Origin of the sequence: Variovorax ureilyticus, assembly GCF_037889935.1 — a bacterium.
In the GTDB taxonomy this organism is placed as follows: domain Bacteria; phylum Pseudomonadota; class Gammaproteobacteria; order Burkholderiales; family Burkholderiaceae_C; genus Variovorax; species Variovorax ureilyticus.
On sequence record NZ_JBBKZU010000027.1, the window covers coordinates 1 to 19,478 of the forward strand.

The 19,478-nt window shown below is 63.9% G+C and carries 19 protein-coding genes; 5 read left to right on the forward strand and 14 right to left on the reverse strand.

Annotated elements, in window-relative coordinates; genetic code table 11:
- Positions 1 to 107 precede the first annotated feature (107 nt).
- The 4 genes from cax to WKW77_RS33155 all read right to left on the reverse strand — a co-directional run bounded on the left by cax (position 108) and on the right by WKW77_RS33155 (position 4,499).
- The gene (gene cax / locus WKW77_RS33140; RefSeq protein ID WP_340361142.1) at positions 108 to 1,211 is read right to left on the reverse strand and encodes a calcium/proton exchanger; all 1,104 of its coding nucleotides are present in this window, start codon (positions 1,209 to 1,211) and stop codon (positions 108 to 110) included.
- A gap of 36 nt (positions 1,212 to 1,247) precedes the next feature.
- Positions 1,248 to 2,450: a BamA/TamA family outer membrane protein gene (locus WKW77_RS33145; RefSeq protein WP_340361143.1), complete on the reverse strand. Its 1,203-nt coding sequence runs from the start codon at positions 2,448 to 2,450 to the stop codon at positions 1,248 to 1,250.
- A 38-nt stretch (positions 2,451 to 2,488) separates the two neighbouring features.
- On the reverse strand, positions 2,489 to 3,571 hold the full coding sequence (locus tag WKW77_RS33150; protein WP_340361144.1) for an AraC family transcriptional regulator: 1,083 nt from the start codon (positions 3,569 to 3,571) through the stop codon (positions 2,489 to 2,491).
- Positions 3,572 to 3,860: 289 nt separating this feature from the next.
- A complete protein-coding gene (locus tag WKW77_RS33155) occupies positions 3,861 to 4,499 on the reverse strand; it encodes a response regulator transcription factor (protein ID WP_340361145.1) in 639 nt (212 codons plus the stop codon).
- 192 nt (positions 4,500 to 4,691) lie between these two features.
- On the opposite strand from WKW77_RS33155, the gene WKW77_RS33160 reads away from it, so the two are divergent.
- The 4 genes from WKW77_RS33160 (at position 4,692) to WKW77_RS33175 (ending at position 8,326) form a co-directional block, all read left to right on the forward strand.
- Positions 4,692 to 5,255, forward strand: coding sequence for a BPSL1445 family SYLF domain-containing lipoprotein (locus WKW77_RS33160; RefSeq protein ID WP_340361146.1), 564 nt, complete (start codon positions 4,692 to 4,694; stop codon positions 5,253 to 5,255).
- Positions 5,256 to 5,275: 20 nt separating this feature from the next.
- Positions 5,276 to 5,881 carry a hypothetical protein gene (locus WKW77_RS33165; protein WP_340361147.1) on the forward strand — a complete coding sequence of 202 codons (606 nt, stop codon included), beginning with the start codon at positions 5,276 to 5,278 and terminating at the stop codon, positions 5,879 to 5,881.
- 645 nt (positions 5,882 to 6,526) lie between these two features.
- Entirely contained in the window at positions 6,527 to 7,441 is a 915-nt protein-coding gene (locus WKW77_RS33170) for a BamA/TamA family outer membrane protein (protein WP_340361148.1), read from the forward strand.
- Between the two features lie 114 nt (positions 7,442 to 7,555).
- Positions 7,556 to 8,326: a porin family protein gene (locus tag WKW77_RS33175; RefSeq protein WP_340361149.1), complete on the forward strand. Its 771-nt coding sequence runs from the start codon at positions 7,556 to 7,558 to the stop codon at positions 8,324 to 8,326.
- Positions 8,327 to 8,357: 31 nt separating this feature from the next.
- On the opposite strand, the gene WKW77_RS33180 is transcribed toward WKW77_RS33175, so the two are convergent.
- From WKW77_RS33180 to WKW77_RS33225, 10 genes are all read right to left on the reverse strand, one after another.
- The gene (locus tag WKW77_RS33180; protein ID WP_340361150.1) at positions 8,358 to 8,855 is read right to left on the reverse strand and encodes a hypothetical protein; all 498 of its coding nucleotides are present in this window, start codon (positions 8,853 to 8,855) and stop codon (positions 8,358 to 8,360) included.
- Positions 8,856 to 8,968: 113 nt separating this feature from the next.
- Positions 8,969 to 9,508: a cupin domain-containing protein gene (locus tag WKW77_RS33185; protein ID WP_340361151.1), complete on the reverse strand. Its 540-nt coding sequence runs from the start codon at positions 9,506 to 9,508 to the stop codon at positions 8,969 to 8,971.
- Between the two features lie 20 nt (positions 9,509 to 9,528).
- Positions 9,529 to 10,755 (reverse strand): alcohol dehydrogenase catalytic domain-containing protein, encoded by a 1,227-nt coding sequence (locus tag WKW77_RS33190; RefSeq protein ID WP_340361187.1) that lies wholly within the window; start codon positions 10,753 to 10,755, stop codon positions 9,529 to 9,531.
- Positions 10,756 to 10,804: 49 nt separating this feature from the next.
- Positions 10,805 to 11,674 carry an alpha/beta fold hydrolase gene (locus tag WKW77_RS33195; protein WP_340361152.1) on the reverse strand — a complete coding sequence of 290 codons (870 nt, stop codon included), beginning with the start codon at positions 11,672 to 11,674 and terminating at the stop codon, positions 10,805 to 10,807.
- 38 nt (positions 11,675 to 11,712) lie between these two features.
- Positions 11,713 to 12,780: a 4-hydroxy-2-oxovalerate aldolase gene (gene dmpG, locus WKW77_RS33200; protein ID WP_340361153.1), complete on the reverse strand. Its 1,068-nt coding sequence runs from the start codon at positions 12,778 to 12,780 to the stop codon at positions 11,713 to 11,715.
- Between the two features lie 11 nt (positions 12,781 to 12,791).
- Positions 12,792 to 13,742: an acetaldehyde dehydrogenase (acetylating) gene (locus WKW77_RS33205; RefSeq protein WP_340361154.1), complete on the reverse strand. Its 951-nt coding sequence runs from the start codon at positions 13,740 to 13,742 to the stop codon at positions 12,792 to 12,794.
- 67 nt (positions 13,743 to 13,809) lie between these two features.
- Positions 13,810 to 14,598 (reverse strand): 2-keto-4-pentenoate hydratase, encoded by a 789-nt coding sequence (gene mhpD / locus WKW77_RS33210; protein ID WP_340361155.1) that lies wholly within the window; start codon positions 14,596 to 14,598, stop codon positions 13,810 to 13,812.
- A 13-nt stretch (positions 14,599 to 14,611) separates the two neighbouring features.
- The gene (locus WKW77_RS33215; RefSeq protein ID WP_340361156.1) at positions 14,612 to 15,562 is read right to left on the reverse strand and encodes a 3-carboxyethylcatechol 2,3-dioxygenase; all 951 of its coding nucleotides are present in this window, start codon (positions 15,560 to 15,562) and stop codon (positions 14,612 to 14,614) included.
- Positions 15,562 to 17,337, reverse strand: a complete 1,776-nt coding sequence (locus tag WKW77_RS33220; protein WP_340361157.1) for an FAD-dependent oxidoreductase — start codon at positions 17,335 to 17,337, stop codon at positions 15,562 to 15,564. The genes WKW77_RS33215 and WKW77_RS33220 overlap by 1 nt, the downstream gene beginning before the upstream one ends.
- 18 nt (positions 17,338 to 17,355) lie before the next feature.
- The gene (locus WKW77_RS33225; RefSeq protein ID WP_340361158.1) at positions 17,356 to 18,351 is read right to left on the reverse strand and encodes a Bug family tripartite tricarboxylate transporter substrate binding protein; all 996 of its coding nucleotides are present in this window, start codon (positions 18,349 to 18,351) and stop codon (positions 17,356 to 17,358) included.
- Positions 18,352 to 18,472: 121 nt separating this feature from the next.
- Here WKW77_RS33225 and WKW77_RS33230 point away from each other — a divergent pair, with 121 nt between their 5' ends.
- A complete protein-coding gene (locus tag WKW77_RS33230; RefSeq protein ID WP_340361159.1) occupies positions 18,473 to 19,288 on the forward strand; it encodes a DNA-binding transcriptional regulator in 816 nt (271 codons plus the stop codon).
- Positions 19,289 to 19,478 lie beyond the last annotated feature (190 nt).

Below are 19,478 nucleotides of genomic sequence, written 5' to 3' on the forward strand. Positions count from 1 at the left end.
ATCGGTCACCACCCACGACTCAACTCGCTTCTTCGCCAAGGTATCGATCCAGCGCCGCGATCACAACGCGGCTCGGATCGATAGTTTACCTATTTACGGATAGGTTCTTAGTGCCCGGGCACGCCAGGCACAAAGAAGAAAGCCATCCCAAAAATCAGATAGACGGCAAGCAGCAACACGCCGCGCAGCCAGTCCGATCGGCCATCGCCGGCGACCTGTCCAGTCACCAGAACCGACAGCAATACCGTGGCTACCAGACCGCCGGGAAACACCAGATCCATCGGCGCCGGTCCTACCCACAAGCTCGCGAGCACCAACACGGGTGCGACGAACAGCGCGACCTGCACGCTCGATCCGATGGCAATGGCGAGCGACAGGTCCATATGGTTCTTCATCGCCGCGCTGATGGCGCTCGCATGTTCGGCCGCGTTGCCGAGAATGGCGACGACGAAAACCCCGACGAAGACACTGCTCAAGCCGAATTCGTGCGCGGTCGGCTCGATCGCGCCGACGAGGACTTCACTGACCCAGGCGATCGCGACCGTCGCCGCCGCCAGAATGAGCAGCGATTTCTGCATCGGCCACGGCGGCGGGGTGTCACCCGTGTCTGCATGCTCGACCGAGCCGACGAACAGCGTCGAATGCGTGATCAACGAGAACACGAGGAATGCCCCGTAGACCGCGAGCAGCACCACGGCGATGGACACGCTCAACAGCACCACCTCGTGCATACCGACGGCCTGACCCTGGATACTTTCCGTGGTGCCCCTGCCCGCCGCGGCGCTATAGGCGGCGGGCAGCACCAGCGCGATGGCGGACAGTGTCAGCAGGGTGGCCTGCGAACGCGTGCCTGCAGCGTTGTAGGTCTGCTCCGGGTGGCGCAAACCACCCGCCAACATGGCCGCCCCGAGCACCAGCAGGATGTTGCCGATGATCGAGCCGGCGATCGACGCCTTGACGACATCGTGCAGGCCCGCGCGCAGTGCGGCAAATGCGATGATCAGTTCGGCCGCGTTGCCAAACGTGGCGTTGAGCAGGCCGCCGATGCCCTCCCCGGTTCGCTCCGCCAGTTGCTCGGTAGCGCGGCTCATCCAGCCAGCCAGCGGGAGTACGGCAACGCAGGCCGTGAGGAACACAAGCAGGTGCTGCTGCGGATAGAAGTGCTCCACGGCAATGCAGATCGGAACGAAGATCAAGAGCCAGTTGAACATGCCGCCCTCCCCCAGGAACACACCCGTGTCTTTCGTTCAAGGCCGGAACCATCCGTTGCCTACCACCAGATAGATCGCCGTGGTGCCCGGGCTGCGCGCCACGTCGATGCCCACGTCCAGCCCGAACTTGCGTGCCAACTCATAGCGAAAACCGAAGCCGCCGCTGCCCACATTCTGTGTGCCAGAAAAGCCATCACCAGTGGTTCGCGTCCTCCCCGCCCCGGCGAAGGCGACGCCGCTCCACCGACCAGAGAAGCGATAACGCCCCTCCACTTCGATGGAGGCCGCCTGGTCGCCTTGGTATCGCACAGCGGGAACGCCGCGCAGCTGGATGAATGGACGCAGGAAGAATGGGGTTCCGTCGGAAGACCACGCGTAATTGCCGCGTGCGCCCAGCGTCACGCCAGCCGAGAGCGGTCGCCAGCCCATCACGATCTGCTGGAACCGCTCGAAACTGTCTGTCGAACCCAGGGACTCGCGCGATGCCAGCCAGGACGTCTCGGCGTAGATGCCGCGCGTGGGCGTGAAGACGTTGTCCCGCGTGTCGTACTCCAGGATGACGGTCGGCGCGGAAACCGTCACGCGGGCACTGTCACGGAACCCGGGCGATCGAGTCTCGTCCTGCAGCTTCGGATCGAAGTCGGCAAAGACGTAGCGCATTCCGAGAGCCCAGGGCGACTCGGGTGCCAACTGCCAGTTCACCTGCGCGACGGCGCCGGTGAACTGCAGCGAGTAACGAACCTTCTCGTCCAGCGAGGAGAGGCCGGAGCCAAGCCCATAGAAATCGAGGTTGACCTGGCCGGTCGCGGCGCCGAACAAGGTGCGCAAGCGCCCGTCCATCCAGCGACTGGCATCACCCGCGAATGCGCCCTTCGTGCCGTTCTCTGTTCCGAACGCTCCGACGCCCGAGATGTCAGGGCGCGCCCACCCTTCCTTGCCGGCTTCTTCTCGCGGCCTGAGGAACATTCCGGCGGCGCCCCCTCCATAACCGATCGCAGGCTCCGTCACGACGATGGGAATCGGCAGGAATCCCCGAGGGTCCTCGAGAAAGCTGCTGACATCGAGTTGGCCATCTTCAGGGTCGAAGAACCTGCTTCGACTCGCGAGAGGCGGATCTTTCCGGGTGGCTGAAGGGGCAGCGGGGTCCGCGCGCACGGGTTCGATCGATGTCTGTGCACCCACGTGCGGCGAGGTGCCCACCGCCAGCACAACCAGAACGGCGCAGGCGAGCAGGGGCACCGTTGAAGGTTTACAAGCCCTCACTTCTCGACCCTCGATCATTCCGCAAGACCGACCCGATGAAGGGTGGCGCTTGCCTCCCGATGATTCATCCACTGCGAGGCCGTCATGCCGAAGCGCCCGCGAAACCAGCGCGAGAAGTCGGCGCCGGAGGCAAAACCGAGCAGGTCTCCCACCTGGTAGAGAGTTCTCACACCACCGGAAAGGTAGGTCTCGGCCATCTCGGCACGCACGTCGTCGATAACCGACGAAACGCTTTCGCCGCTGCCAGCCAGTTGTCGATTCAGTGTGCGCCTGTGCGTGCCAAGCTGCTCCGCAACACGCTCCACGGAGCAACCCCCGCTCGGGATCAGGAGCCGGATGGCGTGACGCACACGATCGAGCGGCTCATCGTGCGACGCAGTGAGCTGCTGGTCCAGCCGGCGCTTGAGCGCGGCTCCGAGCTCCGGGTCGGCCGATGCGATCTTCGAATCCAGTTCACGGCTGCGGCACACGATGGCGTTGAAGGGATGTGCAAAGTCGAGTGCCGGGCCCAGCACGCGCTTGTGGACTTCCAGGCTGCGCGGCGCTCCGTGGCGAAAGCAAAAGCTAACAGGATTGAAATCGTCAGCCGCGAGCGCTCGAAGGACACGAAGCGTGACCGCCGCTGCCATTTCGATCCCCTGCCGGGAGCCACCTGGCTTGCGAAGCTGCAGTTCGAGGAAGACCATCGTGAACTCGCCCATGTGATCGATGGCGAGGCGCAGGCCCGCGTTGTGCAGGCACATGTACCGGCCCAGCGCTTCCAGTGCGGCGCGCAGCGTGGGCTCCTCGCGCAGGACTGCGGCGAGCACGCCGAGATGGCTCAATCGCTGCATTTCGGCAAGCAGCAGCCCGAAGGCCTGCTGATCGGACTGACGCGCAGACTCCTCGAGCAATACTGCCACCGAATCGACGCTGATCAATGTGTCCGGATCGGAGAGCACCTTGCCCGGCAGGCCCGCCGCATCGAGCATGACGATTGGGTCGAGATCGACGGATCGGGCAAGACGCTCGTAGCCGGCCAGGGTGGCGCCACGGGTCAGTCGGCCCGCGCTGCCTCGCGCGCCGTCGCGCTGCTCCAGTGCATCAATGCGCCGCATGGCCGGAAGTCCTTCCCTGCGGAGTCGGAGGCCCCCTTAGGGGGCGTGCAGTCAGCATGTCGCATTGTTGGCGGCCAACCTTGAATTGAACATTGCACCTTTGGGCAACACTGTGCGCCCCTTCGGTCCACTGGGTTTACGAGAGGTGCCTCTGCCGGACGAGGGGCGCGAATGCGGCGCAGGCTTTAGTCGCGCAAAACCCTCTCATTCATCGCTTCTCCCAGTGCTGTTCTGATCTGCGTGCGCGAAAACTCCTGAAGATTCCCTGACGGGTAGGACCGTTCGCTTCTCAACCTTTGCAGCCTTCGACCACACGCACCAGTTCGACGATCGATCTGAATCCCAACTTCTCCATGACCTTCGAGCGATGGTGCTTGAGGGTCCGCTCGGCCAAGCCCAGACGCTCACAGATCGCCTCGCCCGACGATCCAAGAACCAGCTGCTCGTACACCTCCAGCTCTCTCGGCGAAAGGCTCGCCCGGCGAAGCTCGAATGCCTGCCGCAGTTCGCGCGATTCAGCCTTCCGTCTGTGGTCGGCAGCGGCTTTCTCGACGGCCGACAGGATGGCCCGCTCGTCGAGGGGCTCGCAGAAGAAATCCGCTGCGCCCTGTTTCATGGCGCGCACCACATCACGCGCGGTGGTGATCGAGGTCACCAGGATCACGGGCAGGTCCGACTGCGATGCGAGCAACGCCTGCAAGTCCAGCCCTTCGGGGCCGAGCGTGTCCGCGCAAAGGACCATACAGCCGGGAGCGGAACCCGGTTGTTGAAGAAGCAACTCCTCCACGGACCCGAAGGTGACGACTTGGCAGCCGTCGGATTCCAGGATTTGCCTCAACTCGAGGAACAGTTGAAATGCGTCCTCGACCTCGACAAGTCGCACGAGCGGCGCCACAGAGGCACAGCCGTTCCGCTCGAGACCCAGCATATTCACTCCTCTTCCCGTTCTTGTTGAATGACCTGAACCGGTGCGGCACAGGCGGCGATCGGCCGCGGTTCGATGCTGCCTCGGAAATTCGTTGGCGGCAAGCGGTCCAGCGATCGACTCCCGCTCAATTTGCTTGAGGCTTTCTGGCCGGGCGCGCAGAATCCGCGCCCAACAACTCAAAGGAGAAATGCCATGGACAAGCGCTCATTCCTCGCGGTCGGCCTTCTGGGAGTACTCAATTCCGCATGCACCACCACTTCCAGTTCCCGGGGCGATCCGGCTGCGAGGCGAGGCAGCATCGACGCATCGGTCGACAGTGCGCTGTCCAAGCTGCACACCCAGGTGCAGGGATCGCGCGAACTCACGGACAAGGCGAAGGGCGTACTGGTCTTCCCTTCCGTGGTCTCGGCAGGGTTGGGCGTTGGCGGCTCGTATGGCCAGGGCGCCCTGCGCGTCGGAGGCCGCACCGCCGGCTACTACAGCACCACCGCCGCATCGGTAGGGTTGCTGGCCGGCGCCGATTCGAAGGCCGTCTTCGTGCTGTTCATGACGCAGGATTCGCTCGACAAATTCGTCGCGAGCAAGGGCTGGACTGCCGGGGCCGATGCATCGGTCACCATGGCCAAGGTCGGCGCCTCTGCGGCCATCGACACGCAGACCGCGCAGCAGCCCATCATCGGCTTCGCGTTGAGCAACGCCGGGTTGATGGCCAACCTGAGCCTCGATGGCACCAAGATCAACAAGATCGACCTGTAACCCCCAGCCCGGAGATCCGAATGAAGCAACGCCTCGCACTCGTCGCAGCAGCCGCCCTGGTCGGCCTCATTTCCCTTCCCGCCCTCGCGCAGCAGAACCCCGATTCTGTTGTGGTCGGCGCCACGGCGCCCGGCCAAGCCGCGCTCGCGCGCACCACCCGGATCACCGCGACCGTGGAATCCATCGACACGGCCAAACGCGAGGTCACGCTCAAGGGACCCCGCGGCAAGGTCCTGCCGCTGCAGGTCGGCCCCGAAGTCAAGAACCTCGACAAGGTGAAGGTCGGTGACCGTGTCGCGGTGGAGTACCTCGAAGCCCTGACGCTCACGCTCAAGAAGGACGGCAAGGAGGTGCGGGGCAGCAAGCTCGCCGAAGGCGGCGCGCGCTCGGCCGCTGGCGAGCCGCCCGCTGGCGTCGTCGCGCAGCAGCTCGAAGTCACCGCCGACGTGACGGCGGTCAACAAGAAGATGCAGATCGTCACGCTGCGCGGGCCGAACCAGACCGTCGACCTGAAGGTGCGCGACCCCGAACAGCTCAAGCTGATCAAGGTCGGTGATCAGGTGCAGGCCGTCTACACCCAGGCACTCGCGCTCGGCCTCGAACCCGCGGCCGAGCGCAAGAAGTAGCGCGTCTCCGCGCCGCCCGCTCAGTACATGATTTGGCGCTTGGCCTGCCGGCCTTCTTGCTTGGTGTCGCGCTCTTCCTGGCGACACTGGGCGATGCTCTTCCGGTTCTCCGCCCTGCAATCAATCTTGGTCGAGCGAGCCTCGTGCTTGGCGCCTGATTCACGTCACGCCCTTGCTGACGCTGCTGCGCCTGCTCGGTTGCAATCGCCGTCCCCGTCGCAAAGAGAAGAACGGCAGCAGCGGTAACCCCTGAAATCCTGAGCCAAGATCCGCCCGGTCCGTACACCGTGTGTTGGGACATGTCATTCTCCGTTCCACTCATCAATTCGGTCGGCATTAGGCTACTGTCCTCCAGTTGCGTTCAACGCTTGCAACAAAGTGAGAAGTCGAATGGGTCAGTGGGGCCGATGGAAGTGGCCGCGAATACTGTTCGCCATCGGCATCGCGGCTGGCACGCAGGGCTGCGCCGAGCTCACCAACCTTGTTTCAGCCGCTTCCAATCTAGGAGCGGAATCGGGAATCGCAAAGCCCAACGGTGACTCGGCAACGCCACCGAGAGCCACCATCGGCAAGGAGGCCCAGCGCACGGTGGTCCCCATCCCACTTTCGGATCCGACCATTGGCAGTGGACTTGCTGTGCTCGGCATGTATTTCCACCCCCAAAGCGCCGACGAAGCCGCGGCGCAACCGCCCTCGCTCACTGCCGCATTCGCCTTGGCCACCGACAACGGCAGTGCGGTGGCGGGCGTGGCCCATATGCACTACTGGGACTCGGACCAATGGCGCTTTTCCGGTGTGGCGGGCTATGCCCACCTGAACCTGGACTTCTTCGGCGGTGGCGGTCCTGCGAGCAGCCGGGACAACAGCGCCAGATGGACAGTGGACGGGACCTTCATACAGCCGCAGCTCTATCGCCGCATGGCACCGAACTGGTACCTCGGCGCGCAGTTGCGCTATGCCAGCGTGAGGCAGAGCTTCGGTTTCATTCCTGCAGATGCACAACAGGCGACAGGTCCGCTGGACGTGACGACGACGGGCGCCGGCGCACTGCTCCAGCGCGACACGCGCGACAACAAGTTCAACCCCTATGACGGCTCGCTGCTTGACTTCAATACGATGTTCATCCGCGGCGGGCTGGGCGGCGACGTGAGCTACAACGCCTACGACGTTCGTTACCGCAAGTACTTGTCACTGCGGCCCGATCTGGTGCTCGCCACCGATTTGCGCGGCTGCGCCAGAACGGGCGACGTGCCTCTCTTCGACGATTGCTTCATGCAGCTGCGCGGCTATCCCGCGACGCGCTACATCGGCCGGTACATGGCGCTGGCCCAGGCCGAACTGCGATGGCGCGTGGTCGGGCCGCTTGGCCTGGTCGCCTTTGCCGGCACGGGCGTGGTCGCGAACCGCTTCGGCGAGCTCGGCGTGGGTGGCGCGCCGGTGGGATTCGGCATCGGCTTGCGATACATGGTGCTCGAAGCAGAGCGAATCAACCTGCGCGTGGATCTCGCCCAAGGCGGAGGCTCCCACGTGGTGTATCTCTCGGTGACCGAGGCGTTCTGAGCTCGATTCCGCAGGCGTGTGCCTGCGCCCACTCGGTGCGCCTTGCTTCCCCTTCGGATGCCGTGTGATGATGCGCCCCGGTTTCAGCACGGCCCTGAGCGGATGGAGGTACACATGAGCACACTGAAGCGGTCCTACCTTTCAACGGCTGCCGTTCTGGCAGGCCTCGCCAGCCTGCCCGCCGCCGCCCAGGTCGCGGAGTCGGGCAACCCCGGATGGGCGCTGGAGTTCACGCCCTATTTGTGGGCCTCTGTTTCGCCGCTTCACGTGGACCTCGGCACGCGACCATCGAACGGCGTCAACGTCCCGGTCTCCGTCTTCTCGACGAACCTGGACTTCGCCATCATGGGCAGCCTCGAGGCGCGCAAGGGCCGCTGGGGAGGGCTCGTCGACGCGCAGTACGTCAAGCTCGGCGTCACTGGCTCGCAGGCCGCCACGGCACTCACGCCGTTCTCGAACCTGGATATTTCGTACTCCCAGCAGATCTGGACGTTCGCCGGCTTCTATCGCCTGAGCGAAGGGTCGTTCACGGTCGATCTGCTCGGCGGGACCCGCTACCTCTACGCCAAGACGGATACCGAACTGAGTACCGCGTTCGCCCCCGTGACGCTGGGCCAGGAGAGAAACAAGGGGTGGTGGGATGGCATCGTCGGTGCGCGTGCGCTGGTCCCCCTCAGTGGGGATTGGGCCTTGCTCGGCTATCTGGACGTCGGTGGTGGTGGTTCCAAGGTGAGCTACCAGGCGATCGTCGGCGCCAATTACGCCTACTCGCCGCAAACGGTGTTCAAGTTCGGCTACCGCTACTTCAGTTTCGAACGCGATGACGCGCCGGTGATCAAGGCCCGCCTTGGCGGCTTGTATGCGGGCGTCGGGTTCAGGTTCTGAGGCTGCACGAGCACGTCCGCGCGATGGCAAGCTATCGCACCACCTTGACCGCTTGTCCCGGCTTCGGATCTGCGCCGCCGCTGTAGGCGCCGTTCATCAGCCTGAGTTGCGCCTCCGCACTCGCAGCGGGCAGCGTTGACGACTTCGCCAATTCTGCAAAGCCCCCGCGCGGAAAAGGAACGGTTTGCACGGTCCACGGCTTGGCCGCCGCGCGATCCGCCGGGGGCATCGGACGGAACGATGCCTCGGCCTCCTTCAACCCAGCCTCGGCGCGCTGCCGCGCCTGATTGTCCCTCGCAACGGACTGCAGCCAATAGGTGCGATCGCCCGGTCCGGTGACCAGCGTGAGCACAATCGCTCGCGACTGGCCTTTTTCGTTGCGAATCGTTCCGTCGAAATGCGTGGCAACTTCAAACCCCTCACCAAAGCTAATTCGCCTTTGTCTGCTCAGGGCACGTACCCGCTGATCCGCCCTGCCCTCGCCAAGGACGGTCCACGCTGCACAACGGCATTTCGACAGTTCATTCATCGAAGTTGCTGGGTGCCCACTGCTATCGTCCATCCCCGGAGCGAAGAACGACAGCGGTGAGTGCGAAAGCGGCCCAAATTCAGCGACGTTTGCGAGATGCATCTGCGCAGCCGTCAAGGCCGCGTGGCCCCCACGAGGACGAACAGCATGGTCGCTGGTTTGTCACTCTCGTTGCGCCAGGCGTGGCGCGTGCCGTTCTGGATGACCACATCGCGTGGTGCCAGTTTCTTCGTAACGCCGTCGGCTAGTTCAAGGTGCAGCTCGCCCTCAATCAGCACACCGTAGTCGACTGAGTCGGTGGTGTGCATGCCGGGATGGTCGACTTCGAACTTCTCCGCCAAGCCGGGCAAGACCCGCAAGTATTCCCCGCCTGCGGCCACCGGGTCGAAGCCGGGGCTCATCATCACGGCGTCCGGTGGGAACGTGATGAACATCAGGTTCGTCCCACCCGGCGAGGGAGCCCAGGAACGGGCGGTGATTGCGGGATCGCCCTCGATCGCGCCGACTGAAGCATTGGGAGCTGTCTCCCACAACAGGGAAGTGACGAAACCTGGAACGTGCTTGAACTCGGTGGTACGTGGTGCGGCAGCGTCCGATACGAAGACGGCGGTTCCCTTCGAATCATGGCCGGTGACGATACGTCGAATGTGCATGTTGCTCTCCTTGTTGCCATTCAATGAATGATCACGACGTTGGTGAACCCGCCGCTGCGCTGGTCGATCGCATCGAGCGCTTCGTTGACACGCTCGAGCGGAAAGCGCTCGTGCTCGAACACGCCAAGGTTCAGAGTGCCCGCGTGGGCCATCGCCGCCATGTCCTGCCCTTCCGCGGTCGTGAACCACAGAGAGCCGATGTAGGACTTCTGCAGGCACATGAGGGGGAATGGTTCCAGCGGTATCGGATCGGCGACGCCGCCGATGTTGATCGCTTTCCCACCGCGGCGCAGAGCGTTGAACGAGTCGAGCACTGTCGCCACCGCGGCGTTGGGGCCCAGCGCCTCGATGAGCGCATCGACACCAAAGCCCCCGGTCGCTTCCATGACGATTTCGGAAGTCGGCCGCGATCCAAGCGCGATTGGGACGATGCGCTGCGGATCCAGTTGCTGCAGCTTTTCAAGCAGTGCCGTGTTGCGCCCGGTCGCGAAGATCCTCGCCGCGCCCATAGCCAGCGCAAGGATGACCGCGCCCAAGCCCAGGGTGCCCGTCGCGCCGTCAATGAGCACCGTCTGACCCGGGGAGAACTGTGCCTTGCGCAGTGCCGAGTAGGCAGTGCCCAGATAGCCGAAGCGAGCGCCTTGCTCGAAGCTGATGGTGTCGGGCAGCTTCACCAGGTTGGCGGCGGGTGCCGTCAGGTACTGGCCGAAGCCGCCGTATGGATAGTCCTCGAACAGCTGCTGCGAGCCCGGCCCGAAGCCGAAGTAGCCCTGGAAGGTGTAAGCGGTGCAGTTGATGTGGTCGCCCCGCCGGCAGGCCAGGCAGCTTCCGCAAGACAACCCCGGATTCACGTACACGCGGTCGCCGGGCTTGATGTCCGCGCGGACCTGGCTGCCCACCTGCGCCACCACACCGGCCGAGTCGAGGCCGTAGATCGCGGGCAATGCGGGCAGCGGCAAGAAGGGAAACCACTTGGGATAGCTGGTCACCACATTGCGAAGGTTGGGCACCACGCCCGCGGCCTTCACTTCGACAAGCACGTCGTTGGGCCGAACTTCGGGCACCGGGATCGTGTCGATCTGAAATGGTTCGCCGATCTTATGTAGCCGCGCCGCATTCATCATTTTGGTCATAGTCGTCTCCGTTGAAGTGAGGGGAAAAATGACCGGACTGCAACGTCCGGCCGGGAGGATCGCTTGAAGAGCATCGGTCGCTCTTCTTGAATCGCACGGGCGTGACTGTTCCATCGCCACGCATCGGACGCGGCGTTGAACGGACAGTCAGCCTCGAATTGGCTCAGCGCGCGAGGAAGTCCAGCACCATGCGATTGAACTTGTCGGCGTGCTCCCACTGCGCCCAGTGGCCGCAACGGCTGTAGACGTGCAGATCAGCCTTCTGCAGTCCTGTCACCAATCGCAGGCCGATGTCCAGCGGAACGAACCGGTCGTCGCGTCCCCAGATCACCAACGTTGGAGACGCGATCTCGCCAAGCCGGTGCCCCACATCGGGGAACTGCTTCGGGTTCGCCTCAGCACTCTTCACGAAGTTTTCGAGGTGATCGCGGCGGCTGAGCATGTTGTCTAGGCGCGCCCGGAAGAGTTCTTCGGTGAGGTTGCTCGTGTCGTAGACGAACACGTTCATCATGCGCTTGAGGTTCTCGATCGTGGGATCGCGGTACAGGGCGCCAATCAGTTTGATGCCTTCAGTGGGCATCGGCACGAACGGGCTGGGCCCCCCGGTGCCGCCGCCCATCAGCACCAGCTTGCCCACGCGCTCGGGGTTGGCCAGCGCAAAGGCCACCGCACTGTGCCCACCCATCGAGTTGCCGACGATGTGCACCTTGTCGAGGTCAATGGCGTCCATCAGGCCCTTGAGCGCCCGTGCGTTGAGATCGGAGCGCGATCCGGTGCTGACCACTGGATCGCTCTTGCTCCAGCCCGGACAGTCCATCAGGACGACGCGGTAACCGGCGGCCACGAACGGCTCGACGTTGCGATTGAAATTGGCCCAGCCGCTGGCGCCGGGGCCCGAGCCATGGAGCATCACCACAGTCTCGGCGCCGCTGCCGGCGTCGTTGTAGTGCAGTTGCAGGTCGAGGTCACCTTCCTTGATGCGGACGAAGCGGCTTGTGTCGGATTCGGTCATGGGAGCGTTGTTGATGGACATGACTTGGTCTCGGATGTGTTGATTCGGGGAAAAGGGACTCAGGCGGCCTCGCTCATGATGGGCGGCTGGTGAACGCGCTCGTGTTCGACGCCCTTCAATAGGTCGAGGGCCACGTCAACGATCATGTCTTCCTGGCCACCGACCATGCGGCGCTTGCCCAGTTCGACGAGGATGTCCACCGTCTTCAGGCCGTACTTGATAGCTGCCGCTTCCGAATGCCGCAGGAAGCTCGAATACACGCCGGCATAGCCGAGCGCCAGGGTCTCGCGATCCACGCGCACCGGCCGGTCTTGCAAGGGGCGCACGATGTCATCGGCCGCGTCCATCAGCTTGTAGAGATCCGTGCCGTGGTTCCAGCCGAGGCGTGCGGCCGCCGCGATGAACACTTCCAGCGGCGCGTTGCCCGCCCCGGCGCCCATTCCCGCCAGGCTCGCGTCAACGCGGTCGCAGCCTTCTTCCACCGCGACGATGCTGTTGGCCACGCCCAGGCTCAGGTTGTGGTGCGCATGCATCCCCGTCAGCGTGTCGGGCTTGAGCACGTCCTTGAATGCACGGAAGCGATCTCGCACGTCGTTCATGCTCAACGCACCGCCTGAATCCACCACGTAGCAGCAGGTCGCGCCGTAGCTTTCCATCAGCTTGGCCTGCTGCGCCAAAGCTTGGGGGGTGGTCATGTGACTCATCATCAGGAATCCCACGGCCTCCATGCCCAGATGGCGCGCGTACTCGATGTGCTGCCTCGATACGTCGGCCTCGGTGCAATGCGTAGCCACGCGCACGATGCGCGCGCCTGCTTCGTAGGCGTCCTTGAGGTCGTGCACGGTTCCGATGCCCGGCAGCAGCAGCGTTGCGATCTTCGCGTGCTTGACCACGCTGGCGACGGCCCCGATCCATTCGACATCGGTGTGGGCGCCGAAACCGTAGTTGAAACTGCCGCCTTGCAGGCCGTCACCGTGCGCGACTTCGATGGAATCGACTTTTGCTTCGTCGAGCGCCTTGGCGATCTGCTTGGCCTGCTCCACGCTGTATTGATGGCGAATGGCATGACTGCCGTCACGCAGGGTGACATCCGAGATGTAGATTTTCTTTTCGGGTTGGTGGCTCATCAGTGTCTCCTTCAGACTGCCACCGCGGCGAGCATCCGCTCGGCCATGGATTCGCCGGTGCGCAAGGCGGCGCTGGTCATGATGTCGAGGTTGCCGGCGTAAGCAGGCAGATAGTGAGCAGCGCCTTCCACCTCCAGGAAGATGGAGGTCTTCAGCCCGTGCATGCGGGCACCGACGCCAGGAATGCGGATCGGGCGTTCGGCCTCGATTCGGTCGAACTGCACGCGCTGCTTGACGCGATAGCCCTGCACATACGCCTGAACGTCGGCGGCCATGCGCTCGACCGATGCGGCGATTTCGTCTTCGTCGGCGAAGTCGCTCAGCGTGTAGACGGTGTCGCGCATCATCAGCGGCGGCTCGGCCGGATTCAGCACGATGATGGCCTTGCCCTTGGCAGCGCCGCCCACCACTTCGATGGCCTTGGACGTGGTCTCGGTGAACTCGTCGATGTTGGCGCGGGTGCCGGGGCCCGCGCTCTTGCTCGAGATGCTGGCGACGATTTCGCCGTAGTGAACCTTCGTCACACGGGAGACGGCGGCAACCATCGGGATGGTGGCCTGGCCGCCGCACGTGACCATGTTGACGTTGGGCGCGTCAAGGTGCGCCTGGCCGTTGACCACGGGAATGCAATACGGACCGATCGCTGCGGGCGTGAGGTCCACGAGGCGGATCTCCGGCTTGAGGCTGCGCAGGAAGGCGTCGTTCTTGACGTGCGCGCCGGCCGAGGTGGCATCGAAGACGATGTCGATGTCATCGAAAACGGGCAGGCGCGAGAGACCTTCCACGCCTTCGTGGGTGGTGGCCACACCCATGCGTGCTGCACGGGCCAACCCGTCGGATGCGGCGTCGATCCCGACCATCGCCCCCATTTCGATGTGGCGGCCATGGCGCAGGATCTTGATCATCAAGTCTGTGCCGATGTTGCCGCTGCCGATGATTGCGGCTTTCAATTTGCGGGTCATGAATGTTCCTTGTCGGATAAAGCAACCGCTGCGGTCGAAGCGATGGCGTTGGGTGCAGTGGAATGGCTCATACAGCGGAGAAGCGCGCGCGAACGCTGCCCACTCCTTCGATTCGTGCCTCGAAGTGGTCGCCCGGGAGTACGGGCACCATGGGCCCCAACGCCCCAGTAAGGACGAGATCCCCCGCGCGCAGCGGTTGGCCAAGCGAAGCCAACTTGCGTGCCAGCCAGACGGCGGCGTTGAGGGGATGGCCCAGACACGCTGCACCGTTGCCGCTAGACACCGTCTCCTCGCCGCGCAGCATCGTCATGCCACACAACTTGAGGTCCAGGCCGTCGAGCTTCGTGGGCACGCCGCCCAGCGCGACCAGGCCGCTGGAGGCGTTGTCGGCGACCGTGTCCGCAAACCGGATGTTCCAGTTGGCGATGCGGCTACCCACGATCTCGATGGCCGGCAGGACATAGGCCGTGGCCCCGATGAGTTCCACCAGCGTGGTGTCGGCCGCCAGCAGGTCACGCTCAAGGACCAGCGCGACTTCGGCCTCGACCTTGGGCTGCAGCGTGCGCGAGAGCGGTATCTCTTCGTCGTCGCCATAGAGCATGTCGGCGAACAGCGTGCCGAAGTCGGGCTGATCGACGCCAAGCTGGCGCTGCACGGCAGGCGATGTCAGACCGATCTTGCGGCCGACCACCCGTCGGCCCCGCGCCAAGGCATGCGCCAAGTTGGCCTGCTGAATGGCGTAGGCGAGGCTGCCATCCGGATCGCTGCCTATTTCGTCGCGCAAGGGGCCAATCGGCTCTCGTTGAGACTCGGCCATGCGCAAGCGCTCGGCCCACTGTTCGATGCGGGGGTCCATTTGGATTTCCTTTTCAGTTGGGTTGCTTCAGCAACATGACGCCGAAGCCGGCGATGTATTCCGGAATGGCCTGGTAGTGGCGCAAGACGCAAGTCAGCGGGCGGTCCACGGTGAGGGCGCTGCGCGCGACGAGCCAGGTCTTGGACTCATGCGCCGACAGGCCGCCCTCCTTTTCGATGCTGTCCTCGCTCATCGCGCACAGCGCATCGAGGCCCGCCGTGCCATCGACCAGACCATCCATCCACCGGCGATCCCAGTCCGGGTTGATAGGCTTCATGGCGCTGTCGCCCGCTGCCAGCGCCAGGCCAGCGGCCATTACGCGCTTCGTCTTGACCTCGCGCTCCTCTGGCGTTGGCTTGCTCTTGTGCGTAATGCGTTCGCGAACGGCCGGGTCCGGATGCGAGAGCGTAGGGACCGGCGGCTCGTGCGAGAGGCCGCCGGAGCCAATCAGAAGGGTGCGCCGCGGTTCGTTGTCGAGAAAGCGGCCGATTGCTTGGCCCAGCGCTCGACAGCGGCGCAGTCGCGGAATACCCGGCTGGGCCACGGCGTTGAGGAAGATCGGTAGCACCGGAGGCGTATCCAAGCCACCCCACAGAAGCTGCAGCGACTGTGCAAAGCCATGATCGACCTGCATGCTGCGTGATACGGCGAGATCGAAGTCCTCGTCCATCAAGCGCGTGGCCAGTGCCGCAGCCGCGTCGGCATCCACATTGAGATCTCCAGCCGGCGTCAGATAGTCACCCACCGAGCGCGCCTGCGTGCCGATGCAAAACGGCGGCATGAGCTCATTGAAGAAGCCGTTGTAGTGATCCGGCGCCACGAGCACAACGATCTCCGGCGCGAATGCCAAAACCTGATCGCGTGCGCTGGCAATGGCGGTCTTCAGTGCCTGGTCGACCGCTGGCGCGACAGGGTTGAGCCCCATGAGCGGTGAATGCGAGATGCCCAGGAAAGCGCGTTCCATCACGCTGCCTCCAACACCTGCGACTTCTGGTCCAGCAGCGAAGCCAGGGCCTGCTCAAGTTCCTCTCGGGCTTGCGCGGAATCGGCCACACCAACATGCCGGCGCCATGCCACGACACCATCAGGTCGCACCAACAGGGCACCCGCTTCCTCGATTTCACGCACCGCATGCCAACTGCAGTAAACGTCCTGGGCAGCCGGCCTTCCGATCACGACAGTGCGGAGGAACGGCAGGCCCATCTCATTCGCGGCGTCCGCCCAGGCTTGGCCAGCGATCCCGGTCACCAAGGAGACCTTGCCCTTGCCCACCAGATCGAGCGTGGACACGCGACGGCCGTCCTGACCCACCAGCCAGGCGTGCGGCAGCTTGGCACCGGGGCGCGTCGTCGGTTGGACGCGAAGCACCGGGTCGCGCTTCCAGACCTCCTCGGTTGCGTCGGCTTCCGGAATGACGGCCTCGGACACGCAGCGCTGGTTGAGTTCGACACCCTGGGCATTGAACTCGTAGTTTTTCAACTTCAATGCCTCGGCCAACGCGGAGCGCCGGGCGGCGCCTGCCGGTCCTGGATCGGCGAGTTCGACGAGTCCCGCCGCGAGGGGATCCGGAGCATCCGAGTTGCGGAAGGCCCGGTTGAGCGGGGCATAGTCCAGCCGCGACTGGTTGGCGCGCTTCACGATCTGTGCGCCGACAGGCGCCCGCTCCAGCGTGTACGAGTCCAGCAGATGCTCGCCAGCGTGCCCCTTCACCACGAATGCCAGCTTCCACGCGAGGTTGAAGGCGTCCTGCATGCAGGTGTTCGAACCCAGGCCACTCGATGGGGGATGGCGGTGTACTGCATCGCCGCCACAGAAAACGCGACCGGACGAATAGATCGGCGCATGCGCCTGATTGACATACCAGACGGACGTGCTGTCGATCTTGATCTCCATATCTGGGTCTCCCACGAGGACGCGCACCTTGCGCTTGACTTCCTCGGGCGAGAAATCGGGCTCTCCCTTCGACATGTCGAAACCCCATCCTGCGATCCACTGCTTCCATGGGTTGATGGCACGCAACAGCCCCATGCCGATCTCTCCGAACGAGGCGTCGGAAGTCACCATCCAGTACAGGATGCTGGGGCGATGGGCGACGTAGCGCGTAAGGTCGGCAGTGAACAGGACATAGGCTGTCGCAGCGCGCGCCAGTTGACCCTCCACCTTCAGGCCCGCATCGTCCATGACTTTCGATTTGGCGCCGTCCGCGCCCACCAGATAGCGCGCCCTCAACTCGTACTCGCGACCGCTAAGAAGGTCGCGCAACATGACAGTGACGCCGGTGGCATCCTGCTCGTGCCCCAGGTATTCGGTGTTGAAGGAGAAGATCGCGCCGCGCTCCGCAGCATTCTTCACCAGCAGTGGCTCCATCTTGTCCTGAGGAAGATCCATCATCGGGCAGGGGCTGCCCTGCAGGTAGTCTCCGATGCGTTCGTCGCCGGTGCCCCAGGTGCGCAGGCGGGCAATCTCGGGTCCGGCAAGGCTGGTGGTGAAGAGCGTGTCGCCCATCCATTCCCAGGGCGTGGCATCTCGGCGCGCTTCCTGCTCAACTCCCAGATCGCGTAGCACTTCCATTGCGCGCTGGTTGGTGATATGCGCACGCGGAGTGTTGGCCGTCCAGTTGTAGCGGTTGACGACGTGCACGCGCACGCCATACGTTGCCAGTGCAAGCGCGGTCGTCGCTCCCATCGGGCCGGTGCCTACCACCAGCACATCGGTTTGAAACTCTTCCGGTCGGGTCATGATTTGCTTCCTGCTCGGTCACTTGACGGTTGCCTGGATGACCCCGCCATAGGTCTCGATGTCGCGAAGCACGCGCGCTGTCAGTTCGGCAGGGTCCGCGGGATAGGGATCGCCCGAGATAGCAAGCTTGTCCTTCATGGCCGGCTGCCTGAGCGCCGCGTTGAACTCGCGGCCCAACTTGTCGACGATGGTTTTCGGCGTCCCGGCGGGAGCAACAAAGAATAGGTAGTTGGAGATCACCAAACCCGGGTATCCGCTCTCCGCCAAGGTCGGAACATCGGGCAGCAGCGGATGCCGCTGCGCGCCAAGCGTGGCGATCGGCACCAATTTGCCAGCCTTGATGTACTGCTGCGCGTAGTGCACCGGCATGACCATCGTGTCGATCTGTCCCGCGAGGAGGTCTGTGGCCGCCGGTGCCAGGCCCTTGTAGGGAACGTCCACAAAGTCGGCCTTGGTCAGGCTGTGCAACTGATGCATATGGATGAACCACGGGCTCCCCGTTCCCATGGTGCCGAAGTTCAGGCCCGAACTCTTGTTGTCCTTGGACAGTTGAACCAAGTCCTTGACAGTGCGCGCCGGTACTTTTGGGTTCACCACAAGCACCAGCGGAACGCTGATCATTCCTGACACAGGAACGAAGTCCTTGATCGCGTCGTATGGCACCTTGGCGCCGAGAACGTCGGCTGCCTTGGGGAGTTTCGCCATCGCATGGTTGATCGCGTGCGAGTCAGAAACTACGCCGATGGTGTAGCCGTCCGCCGGCGCCCGTGCCACGACTTCGGTTCCGATGATCGAGGACGCGCCAGGACGGTTGTCGATGATGATCGTCTGCTTGAGATTGGCAGAGGCCGCTTCTGCGACCGCACGCGCAGCCGAGTCGGCATTGCCGCCTGCCGGATACGGCACGATGATCTTGATAGGCTGCTTGGCAGGCCATTCCTGTGCCCAAGATGGGCTGGCGGCGAAGCCCAGTGCGGCAATGGCGCAAAGGGCGCGGCGAGTGATGGTCATCATGTCTCCTGAATAGGCTGGTGAGATTGCGTTGGGCGCATTCCTTGCGAACGGTTGGCAGTGTCCGAGCGAGGCTCCAAGCCGTATAGTCCGTGCACACAGTGCACCGAAAAGAGCCGACCTCATGCCTACCTCAAGCAGCTTTGGCGACCCCTCGCTCTATCGGGAGGTACGCGGACTAAGCCGCGGACTGGCGGTGTTGCGCGCCTTGAATGCAATGCCTGGCGGTATCGGCGGGGTGGTCGAGCTGGCTCGCCTCACAGGGCTGCATCGCACGACCGTGAAGCGCCTGCTCGAGACATTGAAAACCGAAGGTTTGGTGCATCACAAGGACGATGGGTTGTCCTATGCCTTGGGCTTTGAAGTCAGGCGTTTGTCCGAGGGGTACGTGGGCGCAGACTGGATTGATCGAGTGGCTGCTCCGGCCATGCGCGCACACCTGCGGGCCCTCTCCTGGCCGAGTGATCTGGCCACTCCGGACGGTGGTTTCATGATCGTGCGCGAATCCACGCACCGCGTGAGCATGCTGTCGCAACACCGGGCAACGATCGGTATTCGCATCCCCATGCTGGTTTCCTCGCTCGGCCGGGCTTGGCTGGCTTGGTGCGCGGATGAGGAGCGCGAGGCGACTTTGTCGCTACTTCAGGAGCGCACCGACCCCATCGGAGAAATGGCACGCGACACCGCGTATGTGAAACGCGTCCTGCGGGAAACGCGCAGACGCGGGTATGCGATGAACCGGGGCGAATGGCTGACTGAGGCCAGCGTGACTGCGGTGGGCTTCCCCATCCGGATCGGGGAGCATGCAATCGGGGCGATCAATCTGGTCCTGCAGAACAACGCCGTGACCGATCGCGAGATCGCTACGCGCTACGTGCCCCTGTTGCGAACCTTGGCCGACGAAATATCTGAAGGCGTCGCGAGGTCGCCACGCGGCTAACCCGACGAAATGCGAACCAAGGGCAAACCCTCGATTCGGACGTAATCGACCTGTAGTGGCTCGACACGACGCCCCCGAACCACGGTAGGGCTGCAAAGGGCACGAAGGAGCGGCTCCGCCCTGCCCTCCTCTTCGGCTGCACTCGCTGCACTGCCGGCTTCGCCAAAACGGCCTTGCTCGACGGCACCGT

Coding starts and splice junctions, on each gene's coding strand:
- cax (WP_340361142.1), bottom strand. CDS start 1,211: ATGTTCAACTGGCTCTTGATCTTCGTTCCGATCTGCATTGCCGTGGAG.
- WKW77_RS33150 (WP_340361144.1), bottom strand. CDS start 3,571: ATGCGGCGCATTGATGCACTGGAGCAGCGCGACGGCGCGCGAGGCAGC.
- WKW77_RS33155 (WP_340361145.1), bottom strand. CDS start 4,499: ATGCTGGGTCTCGAGCGGAACGGCTGTGCCTCTGTGGCGCCGCTCGTG.
- WKW77_RS33160 (WP_340361146.1), top strand. CDS start 4,692: ATGGACAAGCGCTCATTCCTCGCGGTCGGCCTTCTGGGAGTACTCAAT.
- WKW77_RS33165 (WP_340361147.1), top strand. CDS start 5,276: ATGAAGCAACGCCTCGCACTCGTCGCAGCAGCCGCCCTGGTCGGCCTC.
- WKW77_RS33170 (WP_340361148.1), top strand. CDS start 6,527: ATGTATTTCCACCCCCAAAGCGCCGACGAAGCCGCGGCGCAACCGCCC.
- WKW77_RS33175 (WP_340361149.1), top strand. CDS start 7,556: ATGAGCACACTGAAGCGGTCCTACCTTTCAACGGCTGCCGTTCTGGCA.
- WKW77_RS33180 (WP_340361150.1), bottom strand. CDS start 8,855: ATGAATGAACTGTCGAAATGCCGTTGTGCAGCGTGGACCGTCCTTGGC.
- WKW77_RS33185 (WP_340361151.1), bottom strand. CDS start 9,508: ATGCACATTCGACGTATCGTCACCGGCCATGATTCGAAGGGAACCGCC.
- WKW77_RS33190 (WP_340361187.1), bottom strand. CDS start 10,755: ATGGAACAGTCACGCCCGTGCGATTCAAGAAGAGCGACCGATGCTCTT.
- WKW77_RS33195 (WP_340361152.1), bottom strand. CDS start 11,674: ATGTCCATCAACAACGCTCCCATGACCGAATCCGACACAAGCCGCTTC.
- dmpG (WP_340361153.1), bottom strand. CDS start 12,780: ATGAGCCACCAACCCGAAAAGAAAATCTACATCTCGGATGTCACCCTG.
- WKW77_RS33205 (WP_340361154.1), bottom strand. CDS start 13,742: ATGACCCGCAAATTGAAAGCCGCAATCATCGGCAGCGGCAACATCGGC.
- mhpD (WP_340361155.1), bottom strand. CDS start 14,598: ATGGACCCCCGCATCGAACAGTGGGCCGAGCGCTTGCGCATGGCCGAG.
- WKW77_RS33215 (WP_340361156.1), bottom strand. CDS start 15,562: ATGGAACGCGCTTTCCTGGGCATCTCGCATTCACCGCTCATGGGGCTC.
- WKW77_RS33220 (WP_340361157.1), bottom strand. CDS start 17,337: ATGACCCGACCGGAAGAGTTTCAAACCGATGTGCTGGTGGTAGGCACC.
- WKW77_RS33225 (WP_340361158.1), bottom strand. CDS start 18,351: ATGATGACCATCACTCGCCGCGCCCTTTGCGCCATTGCCGCACTGGGC.
- WKW77_RS33230 (WP_340361159.1), top strand. CDS start 18,473: ATGCCTACCTCAAGCAGCTTTGGCGACCCCTCGCTCTATCGGGAGGTA.